At 61.0% G+C, this 24,417-nt stretch carries 14 protein-coding genes; 9 read left to right on the forward strand and 5 right to left on the reverse strand.

The features are described 5' to 3' along the window. Nucleotides 1-721: 721 nt before the first annotated feature. Nucleotides 722-5,578 (forward strand): NAD-glutamate dehydrogenase, encoded by a 4,857-nt coding sequence (locus ACQKEN_RS09755; RefSeq protein WP_427685288.1) that lies wholly within the window; start codon nucleotides 722-724, stop codon nucleotides 5,576-5,578. Nucleotides 5,579-6,434: 856 nt separating this feature from the next. On the opposite strand, the gene ACQKEN_RS09760 is transcribed toward ACQKEN_RS09755, so the two are convergent. Next, on the reverse strand, nucleotides 6,435-6,938 hold the full coding sequence (locus tag ACQKEN_RS09760; RefSeq protein WP_427685289.1) for a GNAT family N-acetyltransferase: 504 nt from the start codon (nucleotides 6,936-6,938) through the stop codon (nucleotides 6,435-6,437). 702 nt (nucleotides 6,939-7,640) lie between these two features. Next, nucleotides 7,641-10,250: a bifunctional aconitate hydratase 2/2-methylisocitrate dehydratase gene (acnB, locus tag ACQKEN_RS09765; protein WP_133773430.1), complete on the reverse strand. Its 2,610-nt coding sequence runs from the start codon at nucleotides 10,248-10,250 to the stop codon at nucleotides 7,641-7,643. 402 nt (nucleotides 10,251-10,652) lie between these two features. On the opposite strand from acnB, the gene ACQKEN_RS09770 reads away from it, so the two are divergent. The 6 genes from ACQKEN_RS09770 to ACQKEN_RS09795 all read left to right on the forward strand — a co-directional run bounded on the left by ACQKEN_RS09770 (nucleotide 10,653) and on the right by ACQKEN_RS09795 (nucleotide 16,994). Then, on the forward strand, nucleotides 10,653-11,126 hold the full coding sequence (locus ACQKEN_RS09770; RefSeq protein WP_427685290.1) for a DUF1289 domain-containing protein: 474 nt from the start codon (nucleotides 10,653-10,655) through the stop codon (nucleotides 11,124-11,126). A 119-nt stretch (nucleotides 11,127-11,245) separates the two neighbouring features. Further along, nucleotides 11,246-11,854, forward strand: a complete 609-nt coding sequence (locus ACQKEN_RS09775) for a tRNA-(ms[2]io[6]A)-hydroxylase (RefSeq protein ID WP_133773488.1) — start codon at nucleotides 11,246-11,248, stop codon at nucleotides 11,852-11,854. Between the two features lie 283 nt (nucleotides 11,855-12,137). Then, nucleotides 12,138-12,611, forward strand: a complete 474-nt coding sequence (locus ACQKEN_RS09780) for a MarR family winged helix-turn-helix transcriptional regulator (protein ID WP_172611304.1) — start codon at nucleotides 12,138-12,140, stop codon at nucleotides 12,609-12,611. Continuing rightward, a complete protein-coding gene (locus ACQKEN_RS09785) occupies nucleotides 12,608-14,104 on the forward strand; it encodes an efflux transporter outer membrane subunit (protein WP_427685291.1) in 1,497 nt (498 codons plus the stop codon). The genes ACQKEN_RS09780 and ACQKEN_RS09785 overlap by 4 nt, the downstream gene beginning before the upstream one ends. A gap of 10 nt (nucleotides 14,105-14,114) precedes the next feature. Continuing rightward, complete coding sequence (locus ACQKEN_RS09790; RefSeq protein WP_427685292.1) at nucleotides 14,115-15,392, forward strand: efflux RND transporter periplasmic adaptor subunit; 1,278 nt, start codon at nucleotides 14,115-14,117, stop codon at nucleotides 15,390-15,392. Nucleotides 15,393-15,461: 69 nt separating this feature from the next. Continuing rightward, nucleotides 15,462-16,994, forward strand: a complete 1,533-nt coding sequence (locus tag ACQKEN_RS09795; protein WP_427685293.1) for a DHA2 family efflux MFS transporter permease subunit — start codon at nucleotides 15,462-15,464, stop codon at nucleotides 16,992-16,994. Between the two features lie 184 nt (nucleotides 16,995-17,178). Here the strand turns inward: ACQKEN_RS09795 and ACQKEN_RS09800 are convergent, their stop codons facing one another. After that, the gene (locus tag ACQKEN_RS09800) at nucleotides 17,179-17,943 is read right to left on the reverse strand and encodes a UDP-2,3-diacylglucosamine diphosphatase (RefSeq protein ID WP_427685294.1); all 765 of its coding nucleotides are present in this window, start codon (nucleotides 17,941-17,943) and stop codon (nucleotides 17,179-17,181) included. Then, a complete protein-coding gene (locus ACQKEN_RS09805; RefSeq protein WP_427685295.1) occupies nucleotides 17,940-18,443 on the reverse strand; it encodes a peptidylprolyl isomerase in 504 nt (167 codons plus the stop codon). Before ACQKEN_RS09805 ends, ACQKEN_RS09800 begins: the two co-directional genes overlap by 4 nt. A gap of 273 nt (nucleotides 18,444-18,716) precedes the next feature. On the opposite strand from ACQKEN_RS09805, the gene ACQKEN_RS09810 reads away from it, so the two are divergent. Together ACQKEN_RS09810 and cysS are read left to right on the forward strand one after the other, a co-directional pair. Next, nucleotides 18,717-20,414: a glutamine--tRNA ligase/YqeY domain fusion protein gene (locus ACQKEN_RS09810; protein ID WP_133773445.1), complete on the forward strand. Its 1,698-nt coding sequence runs from the start codon at nucleotides 18,717-18,719 to the stop codon at nucleotides 20,412-20,414. Between the two features lie 10 nt (nucleotides 20,415-20,424). Continuing rightward, nucleotides 20,425-21,807: a cysteine--tRNA ligase gene (cysS, locus tag ACQKEN_RS09815; RefSeq protein WP_427685296.1), complete on the forward strand. Its 1,383-nt coding sequence runs from the start codon at nucleotides 20,425-20,427 to the stop codon at nucleotides 21,805-21,807. Nucleotides 21,808-22,239: 432 nt separating this feature from the next. Here the strand turns inward: cysS and ACQKEN_RS09820 are convergent, their stop codons facing one another. Next, nucleotides 22,240-24,093, reverse strand: coding sequence for a sigma-54-dependent Fis family transcriptional regulator (locus tag ACQKEN_RS09820; RefSeq protein WP_427685297.1), 1,854 nt, complete (start codon nucleotides 24,091-24,093; stop codon nucleotides 22,240-22,242). Between the last annotated feature and the right edge of the window lie 324 nt (nucleotides 24,094-24,417).

Raw genomic sequence — 24,417 nt, forward strand, 5'->3', positions numbered from 1 at the left:
ACTGGCTTCTTCCCGGCTAAAGCCGGTCCCACTAAAAAGCACCGCGTACTTCCAGTGGGATTGGCGCTGACCGTAGGACCGGCTTCAGCCGGGAAGCTTTTGATCTGCTTTTGATCTTCCTACACAAAAAGTCCAGTCACCGCCAAACGCGACTTTGGTGCAGGCTGAACGCAGGTTTCGCGCAGTGGGCCGAGCCGCATGGATGCGGCGAGAGCCGCCCCCCGCCATGGATGGCGGATGGCGGCGGGCCCACGGAGCGAGACCGGAGTGAAGGAACCCGACGAAGTCGGGCCCAACCGAGAGCAAGCACCCTTGGTTACTTGGGGTGCTTTACCAAGTAACTCGCCGAAGGCGAAACGTCTGCCGTTAGGCAGATCACACGCTTGGTGTCAGCCGAATACGATGTCGGATGTGCCGACGTATTCGCGGGCAAGCGCGCTCCTACAAATTAAGCCAGCACGTCATTTGCAACCCGATGTCCGAATATGTCGCAGCATCGCAAGCAGATTCAGGGCACCACTCGTTAAGCTGCACCCGAGCCGAACAAATGTGACGGCACACACACCAAAAGCGTTAGTAAAACAGGCAACGCGAAACGCGACGCCCCCTGTCACGTTATGCTGACTATCATCGACCAGACGCAAACGTGACAAACGAACACGCTCCACCCGACACACGCATCTCTCCTATATAAAAGCTCAAGCCAATCGGAGTACCACAGATGGCGTTCTTCACCGCAGCCAGCAAGTCCGACTTCCAGCACCAACTGCGAGCGGCACTGGCTCAGCACATCAGCGAACAGGCACTGCCACAAGTGGCGCTGTTCGCCGACCAATTCTTCGGCATCATCTCCCTCGACGAACTCACCCAGCGCAGACTCTCTGACCTGGCCGGTTGCACCCTCTCGGCCTGGCGCCTGCTCGAACGCTTCGAGCACGGCACACCTGAAGTGCGGGTCTACAACCCCGATTACGAACGTCACGGCTGGCAGTCCACCCACACCGCCGTCGAAGTGCTGCACCACGACCTGCCGTTCCTGGTCGACTCGGTGCGTACTGAACTGAACCGCCGCGGCTACAGCATCCATACGCTGCAGACCACCGTGCTGAGCGTACGCCGTGATGCGAAAGGCCAGTTGCTCGAACTGCTGCCAAAAGGCACCAGCGGCGGCGACGTCCTGCAAGAATCGTTGATGTACCTGGAGATCGACCGTTGCGCCAATGCCGCGGAGCTGAACGTGCTCGCCCGCGAACTGGAGCAGGTGCTGGGTGAAGTCCGCGTCGCGGTTGAAGATTTCGAGCCGATGAAAGTCAAGCTCCACGAGCTGCTGGCCGGCATCGACGCCACCGAATACAACATTGACCCCGAGGAGAAATCCGAGGTCAAGGTGTTCCTCGAATGGTTGGTCAACAACCACTTCACGTTCCTAGGCTATGAAGAATTCACCGTCAGCAACGAAGACGAAGGCGGTCAGCTCCATTACGACCCGTCGTCCTTCCTCGGTCTGACCAAACTGCTGCGCGCAGGCCTCACCGCCGAAGACCTGCACATCGAAGGCTATGCAGTGAAGTACCTGCAGGAGCCCACCCTGCTGTCGTTCGCCAAAGCCGCGCACCCGAGCCGCGTGCATCGCCCGGCGTACCCGGACTACGTGTCGATCCGCCAGATCGACGCCGACGGCAAGGTCATCAAGGAATCGCGCTTCATGGGCCTGTACACCTCGTCGGTGTATGGCGAAAGCGTGCGCGCCATCCCCTACATCCGTCGCAAGGTGGCGGAAGTCGAGCGCCGTTCCGGGTTCGACGCCAAGGCGCACCTGGGCAAGGAACTGGCGCAAGTGGTCGAAGTGCTGCCGCGCGACGACCTGTTCCAGACCCCGGTCGACGAGCTGTTCACCACCGTCATGTCGATCGTGCAGATCCAGGAGCGCAACAAGATCCGCGTGTTCCTGCGCAAAGACCCGTACGGCCGCTTCTGCTACTGCCTGGCCTACGTGCCGCGCGACGTCTATTCCACCGAAGTCCGTCAGAAAATTCAGCAAGTGCTGATGGATCGCCTGAAAGCCACCGACTGTGAATTCTGGACCTTCTTCTCGGAATCGGTGCTGGCGCGGGTGCAGTTGATCCTGCGTGTGGACCCGAAAGTCACCCTCGACATCGACCCGCAGCAGCTGGAAAACGAAGTCATCCAGGCCTGCCGTTCGTGGAAAGACGACTACGCCAGTCTGGTCATCGAAAGCTTCGGCGAAGCCCAGGGCACCAATGTCCTGGCCGACTTCCCGAAAGGTTTCCCGGCAGGCTACCGCGAGCGTTTCGCCGCGCACTCCGCCGTGGTCGACATGCAACACGTGCTGAGCCTGTCCGAAGCCAATCCGCTGGTGATGAGCTTTTATCAGCCGCTGTCGGGCGACAAGGCGCAGCTGCACTGCAAGCTGTACCACGCTGATACGCCGCTGGCGCTGTCCGACGTTCTGCCGATTCTGGAAAACCTCGGCCTGCGCGTACTCGGTGAATTCCCGTACCGCCTGCGCCACACTAATGGCCGCGAGTTCTGGATTCACGATTTTGCGTTCACGTACGGCGAAGGCCTGAACCTGGACCTGCAACAGCTCAACGACACGCTGCAGGACGCCTTTGTCCACATCGTGCGTGGCGAAGCCGAGAACGATGCCTTCAACCGTCTGGTGCTGACGGCCGGTTTGCCGTGGCGCGACGTGGCGTTGCTGCGTGCGTACGCGCGTTACCTGAAGCAGATCCGTCTGGGCTTCGACCTGGGCTACATCGCCAGCACGCTGAACAACCACGCCGACATCGCTCGCGAGCTGACGCGTCTGTTCAAGACCCGCTTCTATCTGGCGCGCAAGCTGAGCGGCGGCGACCTCGACGACATGCAGCAGCGCCTGGAGCAGGCGATTCTGACTGCGCTGGACGGCGTGCAAGTGCTCAACGAAGACCGCATCCTGCGTCGCTACCTTGACCTGATCAAGGCGACCATGCGCACCAACTTCTACCAGACCGACGCCAACGGCCAGAGCAAGAGCTACTTCAGCTTCAAGTTCAACCCGCGCCTGATCCCCGAGCTGCCGAAGCCGGTGCCGAAGTTTGAAATCTTCGTCTACTCGCCGCGCGTCGAAGGCGTTCACCTGCGCTTCGGCAACGTGGCCCGTGGCGGCCTGCGCTGGTCCGACCGCGAAGAAGACTTCCGCACCGAAGTGCTGGGTCTGGTCAAAGCCCAGCAAGTGAAGAACTCGGTCATCGTGCCGGTCGGCGCCAAGGGCGGCTTCCTGCCCCGTCGTCTGCCGACCACCGGCACCCGCGACGAGATTCAGGCCGAAGCGATCGCCTGCTACCGCATCTTCATTTCCGGCCTGCTGGACATCACCGACAACCTGAAAGAAGGCGCCCTGGTGCCGCCGGCCAATGTCGTGCGCCACGACGACGATGACCCGTACCTGGTCGTCGCCGCCGACAAGGGCACCGCGACCTTCTCCGACATCGCCAACGGTATCGCCATCGACTACGGCTTCTGGCTCGGCGACGCCTTCGCTTCCGGCGGCTCGGCGGGTTACGACCACAAGAAAATGGGCATCACCGCCAAGGGTGCGTGGGTCGGCGTGCAGCGCCATTTCCGTGAGCGCGGCATCAACGTGCAGCAGGACAGCATCAGCGTGATCGGCGTCGGCGACATGGCCGGCGACGTGTTCGGTAACGGCCTGTTGATGTCTGACAAGCTGCAACTGGTCGCGGCCTTCAACCACCTGCACATCTTCATCGACCCGAATCCGGACCCGGCCAGCAGCTTTGTCGAGCGTCAGCGTCTGTTCGACCTGCCGCGTTCGGCGTGGACCGATTACGACACCAGCCTGATGTCCGAAGGCGGCGGGATCTTCCCGCGCAGCGCGAAAAGCATCGCCATCACCCCGCAGATGAAAGCGCGTTTCGACATCACCGCTGACAAACTGACCCCGACCGAGCTGATGCACGCGCTGCTCAAGGCGCCAGTGGATCTGCTGTGGAACGGCGGCATCGGCACCTACGTCAAGGCCAGCACCGAAACCCACGCCGACGTGGGCGACAAGGCCAACGACGCGCTGCGCGTCAACGGCAATCAGCTGCGCTGCAAAGTGGTGGGCGAGGGCGGCAACCTGGGCATGACCCAGCTGGGCCGTGTCGAATTCGGCCTGATGGGCGGCGCGACCAACACCGACTTCATCGACAACGCCGGTGGTGTGGACTGCTCCGACCACGAAGTGAACATCAAGATCCTGCTGAACGAAGTGGTCCAGGCCGGCGACATGACCGAGAAGCAGCGCAACCTGCTGCTCGAAAGCATGACCGACGAAGTGGGCAACCTCGTGCTCGGCAACAACTACAAGCAGACCCAGGCCCTGTCCCTGGCGGAGCGCCGTGCCTACGAGCGCATCGCCGAGTACAAGCGCCTGATGAGCGACCTGGAAGCGCGCGGCAAGCTGGACCGCGCCATCGAGTTCCTGCCCGCGGAAGATCAACTGGCCGAGCGCATCGCCGAGAAGAAGGGTCTGACCCGGGCCGAGCTGTCGGTGCTGATTTCCTACAGCAAGATCGACCTCAAGGAAGCGCTGCTGGAATCCCGCGTACCGGACGACGACTACCTGGCGCGCGACATGGAAACGGCGTTCCCGCCATCGCTGGGCGCGAAGTTCTCCGAGTCGATGCGTCGTCACCGTCTGAAGCGTGAGATCGTCAGCACGCAGATCGCCAACGATCTGGTCAACCACATGGGCATCACCTTCGTGCAGCGACTCAAAGAGTCGACCGGCATGACCGCGGCCAACGTGGCCGGTGCTTACGTGATCGTGCGTGACATTTTCCACCTCCCGCACTGGTTCCGTCAGATCGAGGCGCTGGACTACAAAGTCCCGGCCGAGATTCAGCTGGCGTTGATGGATGAGTTGATGCGTCTGGGCCGTCGCGCGACGCGCTGGTTCTTGCGCAGCCGTCGCAATGAACTGGACGCGGCCCGTGATGTGGCGCACTTCGGTCCGCACATTGCGGCGCTGGGTCTGAAGCTGGACGAGTTGCTGGAAGGCCCGACCCGTGAGGTATGGCAGGCGCGTTATCAGGAGTACGTTGCGGCCGGCGTTCCGGAGTTGCTGGCGCGGATGGTGGCGGGTACGAGTCACCTCTACACGCTGTTGCCGATCATCGAGGCATCGGATGTCACTGGCCAGAATGCGGCCGATGTGGCGAAGGTGTACTTCGCCGTGGGCAGCTCGCTGGACGTGACCTGGTACCTGCAGCAGATCAGTGCCCTGCCGGTGGAGAACAACTGGCAGGCCCTGGCCCGTGAGGCGTTCCGCGATGATATCGATTGGCAGCAGCGGGCGATTACGGTGTCGGTGTTGCAGATGGCGAATGGTCCTGCGGATGTTGAGGAGCGTTTGAATCTGTGGCTGGAGCAGCATGTGTCGATGGTCGAGCGCTGGCGCGCGATGTTGGTGGAGTTGCGTGCGGCGAGTGGTAACGATTATGCGATGTATGCGGTCGCTAACCGTGAGTTGCTGGATCTGGCGATGAGTGGGCAGACGGCTGTGGTTTGATGGTTTAGTCGGCTGTAACAGAAAGCCCCGCGTTGAGAGACGCGGGGCTTTTTTTATGGTCTCTTGGAGACTGTCGGCGTTCTGAAGGTCAAGAGCGTCTGCCTAACGGCAGACATTTCGCCTTCGGCGAGTTACTTGGAAAAGCACCCCAAGTAACCAAGGGTGCTTGCTCTCGGTTTGGCCCTTCGTTTCTCAGGGTTCCTTCACTCCGGTCCCGCTCCGTGGGCCCGCCGCCATCCGCCATCCATGGCGGGGGGCGGCTCTCGCGGCATCCATGCCGCTCGGCCCACTGCGCGAGACCTGCGTTCAGCCTGCACCCAAGTCGCGTTTGGCGGTGTCTGGGCTTTTTGCGTATGAAGATCAAGATCAGAAGCAGATCAGAAGCAGATCAGAAGCAGATCAGAAGCAGATCAACAGCTTACCGGCTGAAGCCGGTCCCACGGAGGGGACGCTGCGATTTTGTGGGGCCGGTTTTGGTTGGGAAAGAAGTCAGCTCCACTGACTGCATGCGTTGCTTTTAGTGGGACCGGCTTTAGCCGGGAAGCGCCAGTTTGGGCTCCATCAATTTTGCGGTTCAACGCTTGATCGTGCCCACGGTCTGCGTGGGCATGCATCCCGAGACGCTCTGCGTCAATTCGTGCACGACCTGAAAAGTGCTTTTGCAGCGTGACGCGGAGCATCCGGGGGGGGCATTAACGATCAGCGCACCGTTTCACTGGCTGTATGCATTCCTCTGTAGGAGCCAGCTTGCTGGCGAACGCGGTGGGTCTGTTGTGAAGATGTCGACAGACTTACTGTTTTCGCCAGCAAGCCGGCTCCTACGAGGTCGGCATCGCGCGCTTATTTTGCTGAGCGGCTATTTCAATCGCGCCATGCTGATGGCGTCGACGAGGACGCCGTCGCGGATGGCGTAGTCCCGCAGGCGGCCTTCGGTTTCGAAGCCGAATTTGCGGTACAGCGCCAAAGCGGCTTCGTTGTCGGCAAACACGGTGAGTTCCACCCGGTGCAGGTTCATCCAGTTGTCTGCGACTTCCAGCACAGCGGCCATCAGTCGCGACCCCACCCCTTTGCCCTGCCACGCCGCCGCCACGCCCATACCGATGGCGCCGACATGGCGCTGGCGAATGCGCGCGTATTGTTCCAGACCAATGTTGCCGATCACCTGACCCTGATGCAAAGCGACAAGCTTCACCGACCGCTCATCCGCCCCCGCCAGCCGTTTGCGCCAGACATCGGCCGACTGATATGGCATCTGAAGCACCTGACGGCACACTGTGGGGTCGTTATACAACGCAGTCACGCCCTCGATATGGGCCTCGGTAAAACGATGGATCACCACCTGATCAACAGCAACATTCACTGGATTCATCCTTTGAAAACAGAAAGAGGGGACAGTCTAAGCGGCTGATTGCGGACATGGCTACGGCGTCAGCGCCCAAAAGCATGGACATCCGGCGTTGTGACGCGGAGCGTCACGGGAGGCATGCCCACGCGGAGCGTGGGAACGATCAAGCGTCATGCCGTGAAATTACCGTCGCCCACACCGGCCCCTTCCCGGCTAAAGCCGGTCCCACTAAAAGCAACGCATGCAGTCAACGGGACCGCTTTCCCGGCTAAAGCCGGTCCCACCAACATCAGCGCGTACGCCCGTAGGACCGGCTTCAGCCGGGAAGCCGTTGATCTGCTTTTGATCTTCCTACACAAAAAGTCCAGTCACCGCCAAACGCGACTTGGGTGCAGGCTGAACGGAGGTCTCGCGCAGTGGGCCGAGCGGCATGGATGCCGCGAGAGCCGCCCCCCGCCATGGATGGCGGATGGCGGCGGGCCCACGGAGCGGGACCGGAGTGAAGGAACCCCGAGGAACGAGGGGCCCAACCGAGAGCAAGCACTTTTGCTTACTTTTGGTGCTTTTCAAAAGTAAGTCGCCGAAGGCGAAACCGTTGGCCGTTAGGCCAACTCCAGCGCCACCACAAAAATCCGCATAAACCCAAATACCCGCGCCAGCAAAAAGCCCATAAAAAAACCCCGCCGAAGCGGGGTTCTCTCAACACGGTCTCAGCTATTAAGCCTGAACAACCGGGATATTAGCGTTCGCTGCAGCCTCACGGAATTCCGCGATCTGATCGAAGCTCAAGTACCGGTAAACATCGGCAGCCATGCTGTCGATCTTGCCCGCATACTCCATATACTCCTCAACCGTTGGCAGACGACCCAGAATCGACGCCACAGACGCCAACTCAGCCGACGCCAGATACACGTTCGCCCCATCACCCAAACGGTTCGGGAAGTTACGGGTCGACGTCGAGACTACGGTCGAATTCGGCTCCACACGTGCCTGGTTACCCATGCACAGCGAACAGCCCGGCATTTCCATGCGCGCGCCAGCCTTGCCGTAAATGCCGTAGTAGCCTTCCTCGGTCAGTTGATGAGCATCCATCTTGGTCGGCGGCGACAGCCACAGACGGGTTGGAAGCTGACCCTTGACCTGATCCAGCAACTTGCCCGCAGCGCGGAAGTGGCCGATGTTGGTCATGCACGAACCGATGAACACTTCGTCAATCTTCTCGCCAGCAACGCTGGACAGCAGACGCGCGTCGTCCGGATCGTTTGGCGCGCAGAGCACAGGCTCTTTGATGTCGGCCAGATCGATCTCGATGATTTCTTCGTATTCAGCGTCAGCGTCCGCAACCATGAGCTCCGGATTGGCGACCCAGGCTTCCATCGCTTGAGCACGACGCTCCAGGGTGCGCGGATCGCCGTAACCCTGTTCGATCATCCAGCGCAGCAGGGTGATGTTCGAGTTCAGGTATTCGGTGATCGACTCTTTCGACAGCTTGATCGTGCAACCTGCGGCAGAACGCTCGGCCGAGGCGTCGGACAGTTCGAATGCCTGCTCGATGCTCAGGTTGTCCAGGCCTTCAATTTCCAGGATGCGACCCGAGAAGGCGTTTTTCTTGCCTTTCTTCTCGACGGTCAGCAAACCCTTCTGGATCGCGAAGTAAGGAATCGCGTGAACCAGGTCGCGCAGGGTGATGCCCGGTTGCATCTCGCCCTTGAAGCGGACCAGGATCGACTCCGGCATGTCCAGTGGCATCACGCCAGTGGCCGCGGCAAACGCCACCAGACCGGAACCGGCCGGGAACGAAATCCCCATCGGGAAACGGGTGTGGGAGTCACCACCGGTACCGACGGTGTCCGGCAGCAGCATGCGGTTCAGCCAGCTGTGGATGATGCCATCGCCCGGACGCAGGGAAACGCCGCCGCGGGTCATGATGAAGTCAGGCAGCGTGTGGTGCGTGGTCACGTCGATCGGCTTTGGATACGCCGCGGTGTGGCAGAACGACTGCATCACCAGATCGGTGGAGAAGCCCAGGCACGCCAGGTCTTTCAGTTCATCACGGGTCATGGGACCTGTGGTGTCCTGGGAACCGACGGTGGTCATCTTCGGTTCGCAGTAGGTGCCAGGACGCACACCTTTGCCTTCCGGCAGACCGCAGGCCTTGCCCACCATCTTCTGCGCCAGGGTGAAACCTTTGCCGGTGTCGACAGGGGCTTCAGGCAGCTTGAACAGGTCGGTCGGGCCAAGACCCAGTTCGGCGCGCGCCTTGTCGGTCAGGCCACGGCCAATGATCAGCGGGATACGACCGCCAGCACGGACTTCGTCCAGCAGCACAGGGGTCTTCAGTTCGAAGGTGGTGATGACTTCTTCGCTGTCGTGCTTGCAGACTTTGCCAGCGTACGGGTAGACGTCGATCACGTCGCCCATGTTGATGTTCGAGACATCGAATTCGATTGGCAGAGCGCCGGCGTCTTCCATGGTGTTGTAGAAGATCGGGGCAATCTTGGTGCCGAAGCAGAAACCGCCCGCGCGCTTGTTCGGTACGTTCGGGACGTCGTCGCCGAAGAACCACAGCACCGAGTTGGTTGCCGACTTGCGCGAAGAACCGGTGCCGACCACGTCGCCGACGTAGGCGATAGGGAAACCCTGGCCGCGCATTTCTTCGATCTGTTTCATCGGGCCGATGGAACCCTGAACGTCAGGCACGATGCCTTCCCGGGCCATCTTCAACATGGCGAGGGCGTGCAGCGGGATGTCTGGACGCGACCAGGCATCAGGTGCAGGCGACAGATCGTCGGTGTTGGTTTCGCCAGTGACCTTGAAGACACGCAGGCTGATCTTCTCGGCCAGGGTCGGACGCTTGCGGAACCACTCGCCGTCAGCCCAGGACTGCAGAACGCCTTGGGCGATTGCATTACCGTTTTTGGCTTTTTCAGCGACGTCGTGGAAAGCGTCGAACATCAGCAGGGTGTGCTTGAGCTGGTCGGCAGCGACCTGACCCAATGCAGCGTCGTCCAGCAGCTCGACCATGGTCACGATGTTGTAACCGCCCTGCATGGTGCCGAGCAGCTCTACAGCGTGTTTACGGTCCAGCAGAGGGGAGGTGACTTCGCCCTTGGCCAGAGCGGACAGGAAACCGGCTTTGACGTAGGCAGCTTCGTCAACGCCAGGTGGAACGCGATTGGTGATCAGATCAAGCAGGAAAGCTTCTTCGCCAGCCGGTGGGTTTTTCAGCAGCTCGACCAGGCCTGCGGTTTGTTCGGCGTTAAGCGGCTGGGGCACGATACCCAGGGCGGCACGCTCTTCGATGTGTTTACGGTAGGCTTCAAGCACAGTATTACCCTCATCAGTGGTCCCAAATGGGTGTCCGGGACGCTCATCCAGAGAAGGTCCGCATCGGCGCGCTCGAACTTTTTAAAGTTTCTTGGCAGGAAGCTGACGATCTCCAACAGAAGCTGTTTTCAAAGTTTTACGCCTGCATGATCGGTCGGGGGAGGGGACGTAAGCGAACTTACGTCGGACCGGACTGCGGGGCGGGCCTTCGTAAAAGGCCCTGACTGTGCTCGTGACGCTTTGAAAACAGCTTCCAACGGACATTGGCGCCTTAAAAGGCCCGGTGATTCTACGGTAAAAAACCGCTGAAGGTAAGTTAGCCCCTACAGGTTGAAGGGTGTACCTCGTTAGACAAAGGGCTAACATGCCGGCTTGTTTCGTTCGCCGTCGTGTTGCCTTGCCATGCCCAATCAAATCATCAAGACGCCCTGCGTGGGCCTGTGCTCCACCGTCTACGGCGACCTCGTGTGCCGTGGATGCAAGCGCTTCCACCACGAAGTGATTCACTGGAACGGCTACGACGAAGACGCGAAGCGCGCCGTCTGGCTGCGCCTGGAGCAGCTGCTGGTGCAGGTGATGGCGGGGAAGGTCGAGGTCTTCGATCCGGCAAAGCTGCGGGCGCAACTGGAGCAACGCAAAATCCGTTTCGTCCCGCACCAGTCCGAATATTGCTGGGCGTACCAGTTGATTGCCCGGGGGGCGCGGGTGATCAACCAGCTGGACGCCTACGGCATGGTGCTGCTGCCGGAATTTCGCGACTGGTCGCTGCCTGAGTTGCGCGATGCCATTGATCGGGAGTTCTTCCTGCTCTCCGAAGCGCACTACGAGCGCTACATCGCGCCCGGCTTCCTCAAGGATGCGATGGGCACGGTCTGACAGTGGCGTGACCCTCACGCGCTGGAAGTAAATCCTGCGCTTTTCATCTGCGCAGGCTGGCTCTGCCCGTCAGGCTCCGTATAATGCTGCGCCTTGCCCAGCCAGCCATCCGTGAACCCATGCAGATTTATCCAGAAATCGACGCCTTCCTGCTTTGTCCCACGCCCGACAGTTGGGTTCAGGCCGCCTTGCAGAATCTGGATATCCTGCTGATCGATCACGCCAACAATGAAAAGAAGGCCGCCGGTGCGGCGTTTCAGTTCATGTTCCAGTACAACGACAAGTTCGATCTGCTGGCCAAGATGTCGCGGCTTGCGCGCGAAGAGCTGCGTCACTTCGAGCAGGTGATCGGCATCATCAAGAAGCGCAACATTCCGATGGCCAACATCAGTTCGGCGCGCTATGCCGGGTCGCTGCGCAAACTCGTTCGCACCCACAACCCCTACCGCCTGACCGACGCGCTGGTCGTCGGCGCCATCGTTGAAGCGCGCTCCTGCGAACGCTTCGCTGCGCTGGTGCCGCATCTGGACGAAGACCTGTCGAAGTTCTACGCCAGCCTGCTCAAGTCCGAGGCTCGGCATTTTCAGGACTACCTGAAGCTCGCCTACACCTACGGCACCGAGGCGGACGTCGACGCCAAGATCGAAGAAATTCGCCTGGCCGAGCGCGAGCTGATCCTGAGCCCGGACGAAGACTTCCGCTTTCACAGTGGTGTGCCGGCGGTTTAAGCCCATCAATGGCAAACGCTGTTTTGTAGGAGCGCGCTTGCCCGCGAATCGGTTCGCACATTCGACGTAATCATCGGCCGTCACGACGCGTTCGCCAGCAAGCCGGCTCCTACGGATCGGTGGCGAACTCACTAAGTTGCCCTACCTCCGGATCACCTCATTAACCGGGCGAACCACGTTCGTCCGAATTCGCGCGCCTTAAATATTGTTTCATTGTGTGTTTACTGCCTAGGCAGTAAGATCCACTCCATTCACTGCCTAAGCAGATAATGGGTGGCTATCAATGGCGCATTTCACTCCTGAAAACTTTCACGACAGTCTGCTGGGCATGTTGCTGGGCCGGACTGAGCAGCTGAAAAACCGCATCCTCGACCGGCATCTCGAGCCCCACGGCGTCACCGCACAGCAGTTCAAGGTGCTGGTGATGATCGCGCGTTTCTGCGCCGAGACCCCGGCCGACATCTGCCGCATGTTGAACCTCGACAGCGGTTCGATGACCCGCATGCTCGACCGTCTGGAACAGAAAAACCTGTTGTCCCGCGCGCGCTCGGAATCCGATCGGCGTCAGGTGCAGCTGGTGCTGACCGATGAAGGCAAAGCGCTCTCCGACCTGCTGCCGGAAATCGGCGCCCATGCGATGAACGAGATGGTGGGCGTACTGGAAGACAGCGAACTGCTGGCGCTGGAAAAAATCCTGACGAAAATTCTGGTTGCCTCGGGCGACCCCATCACGATTGCCCGGATCGCCGAACAATGAACACTCACATTCAGCAGGGCTCGACCCTGCGCACTTCTCTGAGTCTGATATTCGTGGCACTGGTGCTGGCCGGTTGCGCCAGTTCCAAAGGCCTGAAAACCGAAGCCGTCGGCATCGATGCCAACAGTCTGCAGACCGCCCAGAGCCTTAACGGCATCACCCTGTCGCCGGCGGCGTGGCCGAAGCGTGACTGGTGGACCAGCCTGGGTGATCCGCAGCTCAATAGCCTGATCACCGAAGCGCTGCGCGACAGCCCGGACATGCAGATTGCCGCTGCCCGCACCCATCAGGCGACAGCGCAGGCATACGCCGCCGACGCCGAACGCATGCCGACCGTGGAGGCCGACGCCAGCGTCAGCCGTTCGCGCCTGGCCCGTGACCAGGACCCGACCGGGGCGGGCGATCGCTACAGCACCTTGCGCAGCCTGAGCGCCGGCTTCAATTACAACTTCGATCTGTGGGGCGGCCAGCGTGCTGCCTGGGAAGCGGCATTGGGCCAGGCCCGTGCCAGTGAAGTTGACCAGCAAGCGGCGCAATTGACCCTTGCCGCCGACGTTGCCCGCGCCTACAGCGACTTGGGCCAGGCCTATAACGTCCGCGACCTGGCGGCCGAAGACCTCAAGCGCACGCGGCAACTGCTGGACCTGGGCGCGCGACGCTTCAAGTCGGGCATCGACAGCGAGTACCAGTACGAGCAGACCCAGAGCCTGGAAGCCAACTCTCGCGAATCGTTGGCGGATGCGGAAAAAACCCTGCGCAGCGCGAAAATCCAGCTGGCCGTGCTGATGGGCAAAGGCCCGGACCGGGGCGAGCAGTTAAGCCGGCCGGCGCTGCTGCAACCCGCCGTCGTGGCCCTGCCTTCGGTGGTGCCAGCGGAATTGCTGGGCCGTCGTCCGGATCTGGTCGCAGCGCGCTGGCGGGTTGAAGCGGCGAGCAAAAACATCGACGTCAGCAAGACCAACTTCTATCCGAACCTCAACCTGAGTGCGTCGGCAGGGGTGGAGTCGCTGTTGGGTGATGCGATGTTCGGCTCGGCCAGTCGCTTCTTCAACGTCGCGCCGACGGTGTCGCTGCCGATTTTCGACGGTGGCCGTCGCCGTGCCGACCTGGATGCGCGGGACGCCGACTACGACCTTGCCGTGGCGCAGTACAACAAGACGCTGGTCCGGGCGCTGGGCGATGTCAGCGATGGCATCGGTCAGTTGCGTGACATCCGCCGTCAGATCGAGGCGCGCCAGCAGGCGACTGACGTGATTCAGAAATCCTACGACACCGTCGTTCAGCGCTACTCATCCGGGATCGGTAATTACCTGGACGTGCTGAGCGTCGAGCAACAACTGCTGCAATCGCAACGCCAACAGGCTGATCTCAACGCGGAACAAATCGATCTTTCGATCCAGTTGATGCAGGCCCTCGGGGGAGGCTTCGAAGACAGCAAGCCCGGCGAAAACGCCGCCCCGGTCGTCCCGTCAACTGCTTCGCTGACTCATTAAGGTAATTGTCATGGCCACTGCCACTACCGACAACAACGCTGCAAACGAACAACAGGACGTCAACGCCTCGACGCCTGACAAGGGCGCTGACAAGGCTGCTGACAAAGGCGCCGAGCAGACCACACCGGCCAAGAATCCGCGCAAGCGCAAGCTGCTGTTGCTCGGCCTGTTGCTGGTCGTGGTGCTTGGCGTTATTGGCGTCTGGGCCTGGTACGAAATGTACGGTCGCTGGAGCGAGAGCACCGACGATGCCTACGTCAATGGCAACGTCGTGGAGATCACCCCGCAAGTCACCGGCACCGTGGTAAGCATCGGCGCCGATGACGGCGATCTGGTTCGTGAAGGTCAGGTGCTCGTCCAGTTCGACCCGAACGACGCCGAAGTGGCGCTGCAAAGCGCCGAAGCCAACCTGGCCAAAGTCGTGCGCCAGGTGCGCGGTCTGTACAGCAATGTCGACGGCATGAAAGCGCAACTGGCGGCCCAGCGCGCCGAAGTGCAGAAGGCCCAGGACAACTACAACCGTCGTCGCAGTCTGGCGGCGGGCGGGGCGATTTCCCAGGAAGAGCTGTCCCACGCCAAGGATGACCTGACCAGCGCGCAGAATGCGTTGGCCAACATCCAGCAGCAACTGGCGACCAGCACCGCGCTGGTGGACGACACCCAGGTGTCCTCGCATCCTGACGTCAAATCGGCCGCCGCGCAGCTGCGTCAGGCCTACCTGAGCAATGCGCGCAGCACGCTGATCGCGCCGGTGACCGGTTACGTCGCCAAGCGCACCGTGCAACTGGGCCAGCGGGTTCAGCCGGGCACTGCGCTGATGGCCGTGATTCCCCTCGACCAGCTGTGGATCGACGCCAACTTCAAGGAAACCCAGCTCGGCCAGATGCGCATCGGCCAGCCGGTGGACATTGAAGCGGACCTCTATGGCGGCGACGTCAAATACAGCGGCACCGTGGACAGCGTCGGCGCCGGTACCGGGAGTGCGTTTGCCTTGCTGCCCGCGCAGAACGCTACGGGTAACTGGATCAAGATCGTCCAGCGTGTACCGGTGCGGATTCACATCAACGCCGACGAACTGGCCAAGCATCCGCTGCGCATCGGCCTGTCGACCACCGTTGACGTGAACCTGCACGACCAGAGCGGTCCGGTGCTGGCGCAGCAACCGCCGAAGCAGCCGCTGTTCACCACCGATGTGTACGCCAAACAACTGGCCGACGCCGACACCATGATTGCCCGCGTTATCCACGAGAACAGCGCGTCAACCGGCGGCAAGACGGCCCAGCGCTGATTCGCCAATCCATCTGCCCCGGCCCGCTTCTGCCGGCCGGGGTGATCTTCGAGTGTCAAAGGATTCGCGATGAGTACTAACGCTCCCGCTTCTTTTACGCCGCCAAGCCTGTTGCTGACCACCATCGGCCTGTCGCTGGCGACTTTCATGCAAGTGCTCGACACGACCATCGCCAACGTGGCCTTGCCGACCATCTCCGGCAACCTCGGCGTGAGTTCGGAGCAGGGCACCTGGGTCATCACCTCGTTCGCTGTCAGTAACGCCATCGCGCTGCCGCTGACCGGCTGGCTCAGCCGACGCTTCGGTGAAGTGAAGCTGTTTCTGTGGGCGACGTTGCTGTTCGTGACTGCCTCCTTTCTCTGCGGCATTTCCACCTCGATGCCTGAGCTGGTGGGTTTCAGGGTTTTGCAAGGCATGGTTGCCGGGCCGTTGTACCCGATGACGCAAACGCTGCTGATCGCTGTGTATCCCCCGGCGAAACGGGGGATGGCACTGGCATTGCTGGCCATGGTCACCGTTGTGGCGCCGATTGCCGGGCCGATTCTCGGCGGCTGGATCACCGACAGTTACAGCTGGCCGTGGATCTTCTTCATCAACGTGCCGATCGGTCTGTTCGCAGCGTTCGTGGTGCGTCAGCAGATGGCGACCCGGCCGGTCAGCACCAGTCGCCAGCCCATGGATTACGTGGGGCTTATCACGCTGATCATCGGCGTGGGTGCGCTGCAGATCGTGCTCGACAAAGGCAATGACCTGGACTGGTTCGAGTCGAACTTCATCATTATCGGTTCGGCGATTTCAGCGATTGGCCTGGCAGCATTTGTCATCTGGGAAATGACGGATGATCACCCGGTGGTCAACCTGCGGCTGTTTGCGTTTCGCAACTTTCGCTACGGGACGATCTGTCTGGTGGCGGGCTACGCGGGGTTCTTCGGGATCAATCTGATTCTGCCCCAGTGGCTGCAAACGCAGATGGGTTATACGGCGACCTATGCGGGGCTGGCGGTGGCGCCACTCGGCGTGCTGCCGGTGTTGATGTCGCCCTTCGTGGGACGTTACGCGCATAAATTCGACTTGCGCCTGCTCGCCGGTCTCGCGTTTCTGGGGATTGGCCTGAGTTGCTTCATGCGGGCAAGCTTCACCAGTCAGGTGGATTTCGAGCATATTGCGCTGGTGCAGTTGTTCATGGGGGCGGGGATTGCGCTGTTCTTCATGCCGACCTTGAGCATTCTGCTCTCCGACCTGCCGCCATCGCAGATTGCCGACGGCTCGGGGCTGGCGACGTTTTTGCGCAACTTGGGCGGCAGCTTCGCAGCGTCCTTGACCACCTGGATCTGGATACGCCGCGCCGATCAGCACCACGCCTATCTGAGCGAAAGCGTGAACGCCTACGAGCCGACAACGCGGCATGCGCTGGAAACCCTGGGCGGGGCGAGCAATCAGGCGTATGCACAGCTCGATTCGATGGTCACCAGCCAGGCGTACATGATGTCCACAGTGGACTACTTCTACATGATGGGCTGGGTGTTCCTGTCGCTGATCCTGATCATCTGGCTGGCCAAACCGCCGTTTACCGCGAAGGCGGCGCCTGGGGGAGGGCATTGATCACCGCTGTCGGGCGCATACGGTAGGAGCGTGGCGTGTCCCGCGATCGGCCGGGAACCGGTCGTAAAACCTGCAAGCGCGGTGTATCAGGAGCATCGCGTTTTACCGGTTTACTGCCGCTGCGCGCCAGATCGCGGGACAAGCCACGCTCCTACAGGTTTAGTGCCCGGCAACGAGGCTGCGTTTAGGGCTGCCGGTCGCCCTGCTCATTCGGCAAACCCGGCTCAGGCTCGAACGCAAACGATTCCAGATGGAATCCGCGTTCATCGATCTGCAGCAACCAGCCCTCGCGATCCCAGTCCCCGAGCACGATGCGCTGCGCCGTGGTGTTACCCAGATCGAGTTGATGAACCGCAGGACGGTGGGTGTGGCCATGAATCAGCGTCTTCACGCCAGACTCGTTCATCACCCGCGGGACTTCTTCCGGCGTGACATCGACAATGTCGTTGGCCTTCATCCGCGTTTGTGCACGGCTTTCGTTGCGTAGCTTGCGCGCCAGCTTGTGCCGCGTGCTCAACGGCAGATGCCGCAGCACCCACAGCGTCAGCGGATGGCGCAGGTAACGGCGCATGCGCATGTAGGCTTCGTCCCGCGTACACAGGCTGTCGCCGTGCATCAGCAGCACCGGTTCGCCGTTGAAATTCACGACGCTCGGGTCCTTGAGCAGCGTGCAGCCCGCCGCTTTGCAAAACGCCTGACCGATCATGAAGTCGCGATTGCCATGCATCAGGAACACCCGCGTGCCGCTGTCGCTCAACGCGCGCAGCGCCTGGCAGATCGAGCGCTGAAAGGGCGACATGGCGTCATCGCCGATCCAGGCTTCGAAAAAATCCCCAAGGATGTACAGCGACTCGGCATTGCGCGCGCGCCCATTCAGCAGACCGAGAAACGCCCGGGTAATGTCCGGGCGTCCCTCTTCCAGGTGCAGATCGGAGATCAGCAATATCACTCAACGATCTCGGCTTTCTCGATGATCACGTCGTCAGTTGGCACGTCTTGATGACCGGCCTTGGACGTGGTGGCGACGCCTTTGATCTTGTCGACCACGTCAGTGCCTTCCACCACTTCAGCGAACACGGCGTAACCCCAGCCCTGCACGGTCTTGGCGCTGTGGTTGAGGAAATCGTTGTCGGCGACGTTGATGAAGAACTGCGCCGAGGCTGAATGGGGCTCCATGGTGCGGGCCATGGACACAGAATACTTCTTGTTCGGCAGGCCGTTGTCGGCTTCGTTCTGGATGCTCGGGCGCTTGTCTTTCTTCTCTTTCATGCCCGGTTCGAAGCCGCCGCCCTGGATCATGAAGTTGCCGATCACGCGGTGAAACACAGTGTTTACGTAGTGGCCGGCTTTGACGTATTCGATGAAGTTGGCGACGGTGAGCGGCGCCTTCTCTGCGTTCAATTGCAGAACGATTTCACCGTGGTTGGTGGTCAGCTTTACTTTCGACATGGTCAGCTCGCTCTTTGAAGTCGTGGTGAGAGGCAGTGATCGCGGCAGTCGGCCATCGGGATGCGAGGCCAGTGCCGCTGATTCACACCAGGCGGGCAGTTTACAGAGGGTAGCCGCTGCTCGGGTAGTTGCGATTGCGCCGGCGGTTGCTGCTGACAACGCGCCCATCTCGGCAGTTTTGTCACAGCGCGCTGTCAGGGGCTTGACAGCTTCGGCTATGATAGGCGCTTTGATTTAACCGGCCTTCCTGGCCGCGACCCGTACAAGGATCCTATGAGCAAGCCCACTCAAGATGCCGCTGCGAATTCCAAGGCAGGCCCTGCCATTCCAACCAACTTCCTGCGCCCCATCGTGCAGGCAGACCTGGATTCGGGCAAGCACACCCAGATCGTGACCCGCTTCCCGCCGGAGCCCAACGGCTACCTGCACATCGGTCATGCCAAGTCGATCTGCGTCAACTTTGGTCTGGCTCAAGAATTCGGCGGCGTCACGCATCTGCGCTTCGACGACACCAACCCGGCGAAGGAAGACCAGGAATACATCGACGCCATTGAAGCCGACGTCAAATGGCTGGGCTTCGAGTGGTCCGGCGAAGTGCGTTATGCCTCGCAGTACTTCGACCAGCTGTATGCCTGGGCGGTGCATCTGATCGAAACGGGCAAGGCCTACGTCGATGACCTGACCCCCGAGCAGGCTCGCGAATACCGCGGCACCCTGACTGAGCCGGGCAAGAACAGCCCGTTCCGCGATCGCAGCGTCGAAGAAAACCTCGACCTGTTCAGCCGCATGAAAGCCGGTGAGTTCGAAGACGGCGCCCGCGTACTGCGCGCCAAGATCGACATGGCGTCGCCGAACATGAACCTGCGCGATCCGATCCTCTACCGCATTCGTCACGCCCACCACCACCAGACCGGTGACAAGTGGTGCATCTACCCGATCTACGATTTCACCCACGGTCAGTCGGACGCCATCGAAGGCATTACCCATTCGATCTGCACCCTGGAATTCGAGAGCCATCGCCCGCTCTACGAGTGGTTCCTCGACAACCTGCCGGTGCCTTGCAAGCCGCGCCAGTACGAGTTCTCGCGCCTGAACCTGAACTACACCATCACCAGCAAGCGCAAGCTCAAGCAACTGGTCGATGAAAAGCACGTGCAGGGCTGGGACGACCCGCGCATGTCGACGCTGTCGGGCTTCCGCCGTCGCGGCTACACCCCGGCGTCGATCCGCAATTTCTGCGAAATGATCGGCACCAACCGTTCCGACGGCGTGGTCGATTTCGGCATGCTGGAATTCAGCATCCGTCAGGACCTGGACCACAACGCCCCGCGCGCCATGTGCGTGCTGCGTCCGCTGAAAGTCGTGATCACCAATTACCCGGAAGGCCAGGTCGACCACCTCGAACTGCCGCGCCATCCGCAGAAGGAAGAACTCGGCGTGCGCAAGCTGCCGTTCTCCCGCGAGATCTACATCGACCGCGACGACTTCATGGAAGAGCCGCCGAAGGGCTACAAGCGTCTTGAGCCGAACGGCGAAGTGCGCCTGCGTGGCAGCTACGTGATTCGCGCCGATGAAGCGATCAAGGACGCCGACGGCAACATCGTCGAGCTGCGTTGCTCCTACGACCCGGAAACCCTGGGCAAGAACCCTGAAGGCCGCAAGGTCAAAGGCGTTGTGCACTGGGTGCCGGCAGCCGAAAGCATCGAATGCGAAGTGCGTCTGTACGACCGTCTGTTCCTGTCGGCAAACCCTGAGAAAGCAGAAGAGGGCAAGACCTTCCTGGACAACATCAACCCGGGCTCCTTGCAGGTTTTGACCGGTTGTCGCGCTGAACCGTCGTTGGCTGACGCTCAGCCGGAAGACCGTTTCCAGTTCGAACGCGAAGGCTATTTCAGCGCGGATCTGAAGGACTCGAAACCCGGTCATCCGGTCTTTAACCGGACTGTGACGCTCCGCGACTCGTGGAGCTAAGGTAGGCAACGTGCTTTCTATCTACAACACGCTCAGCAAGAGCAAAGAAATCTTCCAGCCGCTGGATGGCAACAAGGTGCGCATGTACGTCTGCGGGATGACCGTGTACGACTACTGCCACCTGGGCCACGGCCGCAGCATGGTGGCGTTCGACGTCGTCACCCGCTGGCTGCGTTTCAGCGGCTACGACCTGACCTACGTGCGCAACATCACCGACATCGACGACAAGATCATTAACCGCGCCCGTGAAAACGGCGAGGCGTTCGACGCCCTGACCGCGCGCATGATCGACGCGATGCACGAGGACGAAGCGCGGCTGAATATCCTCAAGCCGGACATGGAGCCGCGCGCCACCGATTACATCGGCGGCATGCACGACATGATCCAGCGCCTGATCGACAAGGGCTATGCCTACGCCCCGGGCAATGGCGACGTGTACTACCGCGTCGGCAAATTCCTCGGCTACGGCAAGCTGTCGCGCAAGAAGATCGAAGACCTTCGCATCGGCGCGCGCATCGAAGTTGACGAAGCCAAGGACGACCCGCTGGATTTCGTGCTGTGGAAAGGCGTCAAGCCGGGCGAGCCGAGCTGGGAATCGCCGTGGGGTGCGGGGCGTCCGGGCTGGCACATCGAATGCTCGGTGATGTCCACCTGCTGCCTGGGTGAGACCTTCGACATTCATGGCGGCGGCAGCGACCTGGAATTCCCGCACCACGAAAACGAGATTGCCCAGAGCGAAGCCGCGACCGGCAAGACCTACGCCAACGCCTGGCTGCACTGCGGCATGATCCGCATCAATGGCGAGAAGATGTCCAAGTCCTTGAACAACTTCTTCACCATTCGCGACGTGCTGGATAAATACCATCCGGAAGTGGTGCGTTACCTGCTGGTGTCGAGCCACTACCGCAGCGCGATCAACTATTCCGAAGACAGCCTGAAGGAATCCAAAGGCGCGCTGGAGCGGTTCTATCACGCGCTCAAAGGCCTGCCGGTCGCGGAGCCTGCGGGTGGCGAGGCGTACGTCGAGCGTTTCTCCGCTGCGATGAACGACGACTTCGGTACGCCGGAAGCGTGCGCCGTGCTGTTCGAGATGGTCCGCGAGATCAACCGCCTGCGCGACAGCGATGTCAACGCAGCGGCAGGTCTGGCGGCGCGCTTGAAGGAGCTGGCGAGCGTGTTGGGCGTGTTGCAGCTGGAAGCCGACGACTTCCTGCGCGCCGGCGCCGAAGGTCGTGTGGATGCCGCAGAAGTCGAAGCCTTGATCGCCGCCCGCTTGCAGGCGCGCGCTGACAAGAACTGGGCTGAAGGCGACCGCATCCGCGATCAACTCACCGCCATGGGCGTTGTGCTGGAAGACAGCAAAGGCAGCACCACCTGGCGTTTGGCGGACTGATCGGCAACGCGTGTTCAATCGCTCTCGCGGGCAAGCGCGCTCCTACAGTGTGTGTCGGCAGATGCATCTGCGGTGATCGTTCCCATGCTCTGCGTGGGAATGCATCCTCTGACGCTCCGCGTCTTCTTTGACGCGGAGCGTCTTGGGCGGCATTACCACGCGGAGCGTGGGAACGATCAGATGCCCGTGACTGTAGGAGCCGGCTTGCTGGCGAATGCGGTGAATCAGCCATGGAGTGATCTACTGACCCACCGCTTTCGCCAGCAAGCCGGCTCCTACAGGGCGCTGCGTTTCGCCAGTAAGTCGGCATTCAAAGGGGGCTGAATTACGGCCGCAATTTGTGTTGATCGTTCCCACGCTCCGCGTGGGAATTCAGCGCCGGACGCTCCGCGTCCGTTTTCCCGTACCCTGCGCGCTAGCGAAAATCCCCAATCAAAACCCCTGTTCTCGCAATCGCTTGTACAGCGTATTCCGGCTCACCCCCAGGCGTTTCGCCAACTGCGAGATGTTCCCGCCGGCCGCCTGCAACAATTCGCTCAGCTCTTCCGGCGTGTCCAGCGCAGCCTTGCGGTTGAGCACTGTCTCGGGCTCGACGCGCTCACAGCCCATCGCCAGGTCCGCAAAAAAGTCTTCCGGCAGATGCTCGGTGGAAATCGGTTGATCATCGGCCAGCGCCAACGCCACCTGAATCACGTTGCTCAACTGCCGCAGGTTTCCCGGCCACGGGTGCCGTTCGAACAGCTCCATCACCTGCGGCTCAAAGCCCGCTGTCTGCTGGGGTTCGCGGTGCTGTTCCCAGATGGCACGCACCAGCGCGGGTTTATCGCTGCGATCCCGCAACGGGGGCAACTCCAGGTTCAGCCCGCTGATGCGGTAGTACAAATCCTGACGAAAGCGTCCGTTCTGCACGTGTTCGCGCAATGAGCAGTGAGTGGCGGAAATCACCCGAATGTCCACCGGGTACAACTCGCTGCTGCCTACCGGCTGTACGCATCGTTCCTGGAGCACCCGCAGCAGACGCGCTTGAACCGGCAGCGGCATGTCGCCGATCTCGTCGAGAAACAGCGTACCTTTGTCAGCCTTGCGGATCAGCCCGATGCTGCCTTTATGGTGAGCGCCGGTGAACGCGCCTTTTTCATAGCCAAACAGTTCGGCCTCGACCAGCTCCGACGGGATCGCCGCGCAGTTCACGGCAATCATCGGCTGATCAGCCCGGGAGCTGGCGCGGTGCAAGGCCTTGACGAACACTTCCTTGCCCACACCCGTCTCGCCAAGGATCAACAGCGGGACGTTCTTCTCCAGCAGTCGCTGCCCCTGACGCGCGGCTTTCTCGATCCGCTCGTCACCCATGCCGGGCTCAATGGCACCTACCGTGGTTGATCGGGACTGAATCGGAACAGGCGCAGGCACCGTCCTGAGCTTGAGCACCGGCGCCTTCGGCCGCTTCAACACGCAATGAAAACGGTTGTGGCCAGAGGCCTGAAGCGGGAAGGGCTGGCCTTCCATTTGATCAAGCAGATCGGCGATCGGTGCCTTGAACAGGTTTTCGATGTTGGCGTTGAGCAGGCTGAGACCCAGCAGGTTGTCGGCGCGACGGTTGGCGCAGAGCACACGGCCGCTTTCATCGAACACCAGCAACCCGGCCCACTGGCTGTCGAGGTTGTTCAGGCCGGTGTTGAACACCAGTTGGAAATGGCTGTGCTGGAACTGGTCGAGGATCAGCCGGTTTTCGATGGTCTGGCTCATCATCTTGACCATCCCAAGGGTGTGGGAGGGCGGCAGGAAGCTGTCGCTGGACACATCGAGCACCGCGATCATCCGCCGCGACGCATCGAAAATAGGCGCCGCCGACCCGGTCATGAAACGGTTGGCCTTGAGAAAGTGTTCATCGTGTTCGATGTGTACAGCCTGTTCACAGGCCAGCGCCGTGCCGATGGCGTTGGTGCCGGCGCTTTGCTCCAGCCAGCTGGCCCCGGCGACGAAACCCGGCTGTTGATCGGGCTCCACGAAGCGCTTGTTGCCCCAGGAATTCAGCACCTGGCCCTGCTGATCGGCGAGCAGGATCAGGCAATTGGAGTTGCTCAGGATGTTCTCGTAGAAGGGCAGCACCTGCTGGTGAGTGGTCTGCACCAGTGAGTGGTGGCGCTCGAGCAGTTGCGACACCTGCTGATCGGGCAGGCGACCGAAGGACGGCCGTGACTGGTGGTCGAGGCCGAACTCGCGGCAACGGGCCCACGAGTCCTGAATGATGGTGTCGTGGCTGGGGGATGTGCCTGCTGTGGCCATGAAATGGCTCCGTCCGAGTACTTTTATTTATTGTTGTCGAGATGCCGCTAGGCAGAGCATCCCTGCTCGAAAACGTCCACCCATTGTTGTTCAGGATTGTTCAAAGTCAATGTTCATTTTGTTCAGGTGTTCAGCCTTTCCTGTTCATTTATGTTCATCAACGAATGCCGGTCTGTGCGGCAAATTGTCGCAACCGCTCTAGTCCGGGTATTCCAGCCAGAAAGCGCCTGGGCGGGCCGGTTGGCACGATTGTCGCTATCCAACAATCGGTCAGCACAATCGGTCAACGGATGTCACGACCTGCCATACGGCAAACACGCAACA

The sequence above is a fragment of the Pseudomonas sp. NPDC078416 genome (genome assembly GCF_050268485.1).
Classification (GTDB): Bacteria; Pseudomonadota; Gammaproteobacteria; order Pseudomonadales; family Pseudomonadaceae; genus Aquipseudomonas.

What these genes read in the sequence shown, in the direction of transcription:
- ACQKEN_RS09820 (WP_427685297.1), bottom strand. Translation starts at nt 24,093, where the DNA reads ATGGCCACAGCAGGCACATCCCCCAGCCACGACACCATCATTCAGGAC.
- ACQKEN_RS09805 (WP_427685295.1), bottom strand. Translation starts at nt 18,443, where the DNA reads ATGTCGAAAGTAAAGCTGACCACCAACCACGGTGAAATCGTTCTGCAA.
- ACQKEN_RS09780 (WP_172611304.1), top strand. Translation starts at nt 12,138, where the DNA reads ATGGCGCATTTCACTCCTGAAAACTTTCACGACAGTCTGCTGGGCATG.
- ACQKEN_RS09790 (WP_427685292.1), top strand. Translation starts at nt 14,115, where the DNA reads ATGGCCACTGCCACTACCGACAACAACGCTGCAAACGAACAACAGGAC.
- ACQKEN_RS09810 (WP_133773445.1), top strand. Translation starts at nt 18,717, where the DNA reads ATGAGCAAGCCCACTCAAGATGCCGCTGCGAATTCCAAGGCAGGCCCT.
- ACQKEN_RS09775 (WP_133773488.1), top strand. Translation starts at nt 11,246, where the DNA reads ATGCAGATTTATCCAGAAATCGACGCCTTCCTGCTTTGTCCCACGCCC.
- ACQKEN_RS09755 (WP_427685288.1), top strand. Translation starts at nt 722, where the DNA reads ATGGCGTTCTTCACCGCAGCCAGCAAGTCCGACTTCCAGCACCAACTG.
- ACQKEN_RS09770 (WP_427685290.1), top strand. Translation starts at nt 10,653, where the DNA reads ATGCCCAATCAAATCATCAAGACGCCCTGCGTGGGCCTGTGCTCCACC.
- ACQKEN_RS09785 (WP_427685291.1), top strand. Translation starts at nt 12,608, where the DNA reads ATGAACACTCACATTCAGCAGGGCTCGACCCTGCGCACTTCTCTGAGT.
- ACQKEN_RS09795 (WP_427685293.1), top strand. Translation starts at nt 15,462, where the DNA reads ATGAGTACTAACGCTCCCGCTTCTTTTACGCCGCCAAGCCTGTTGCTG.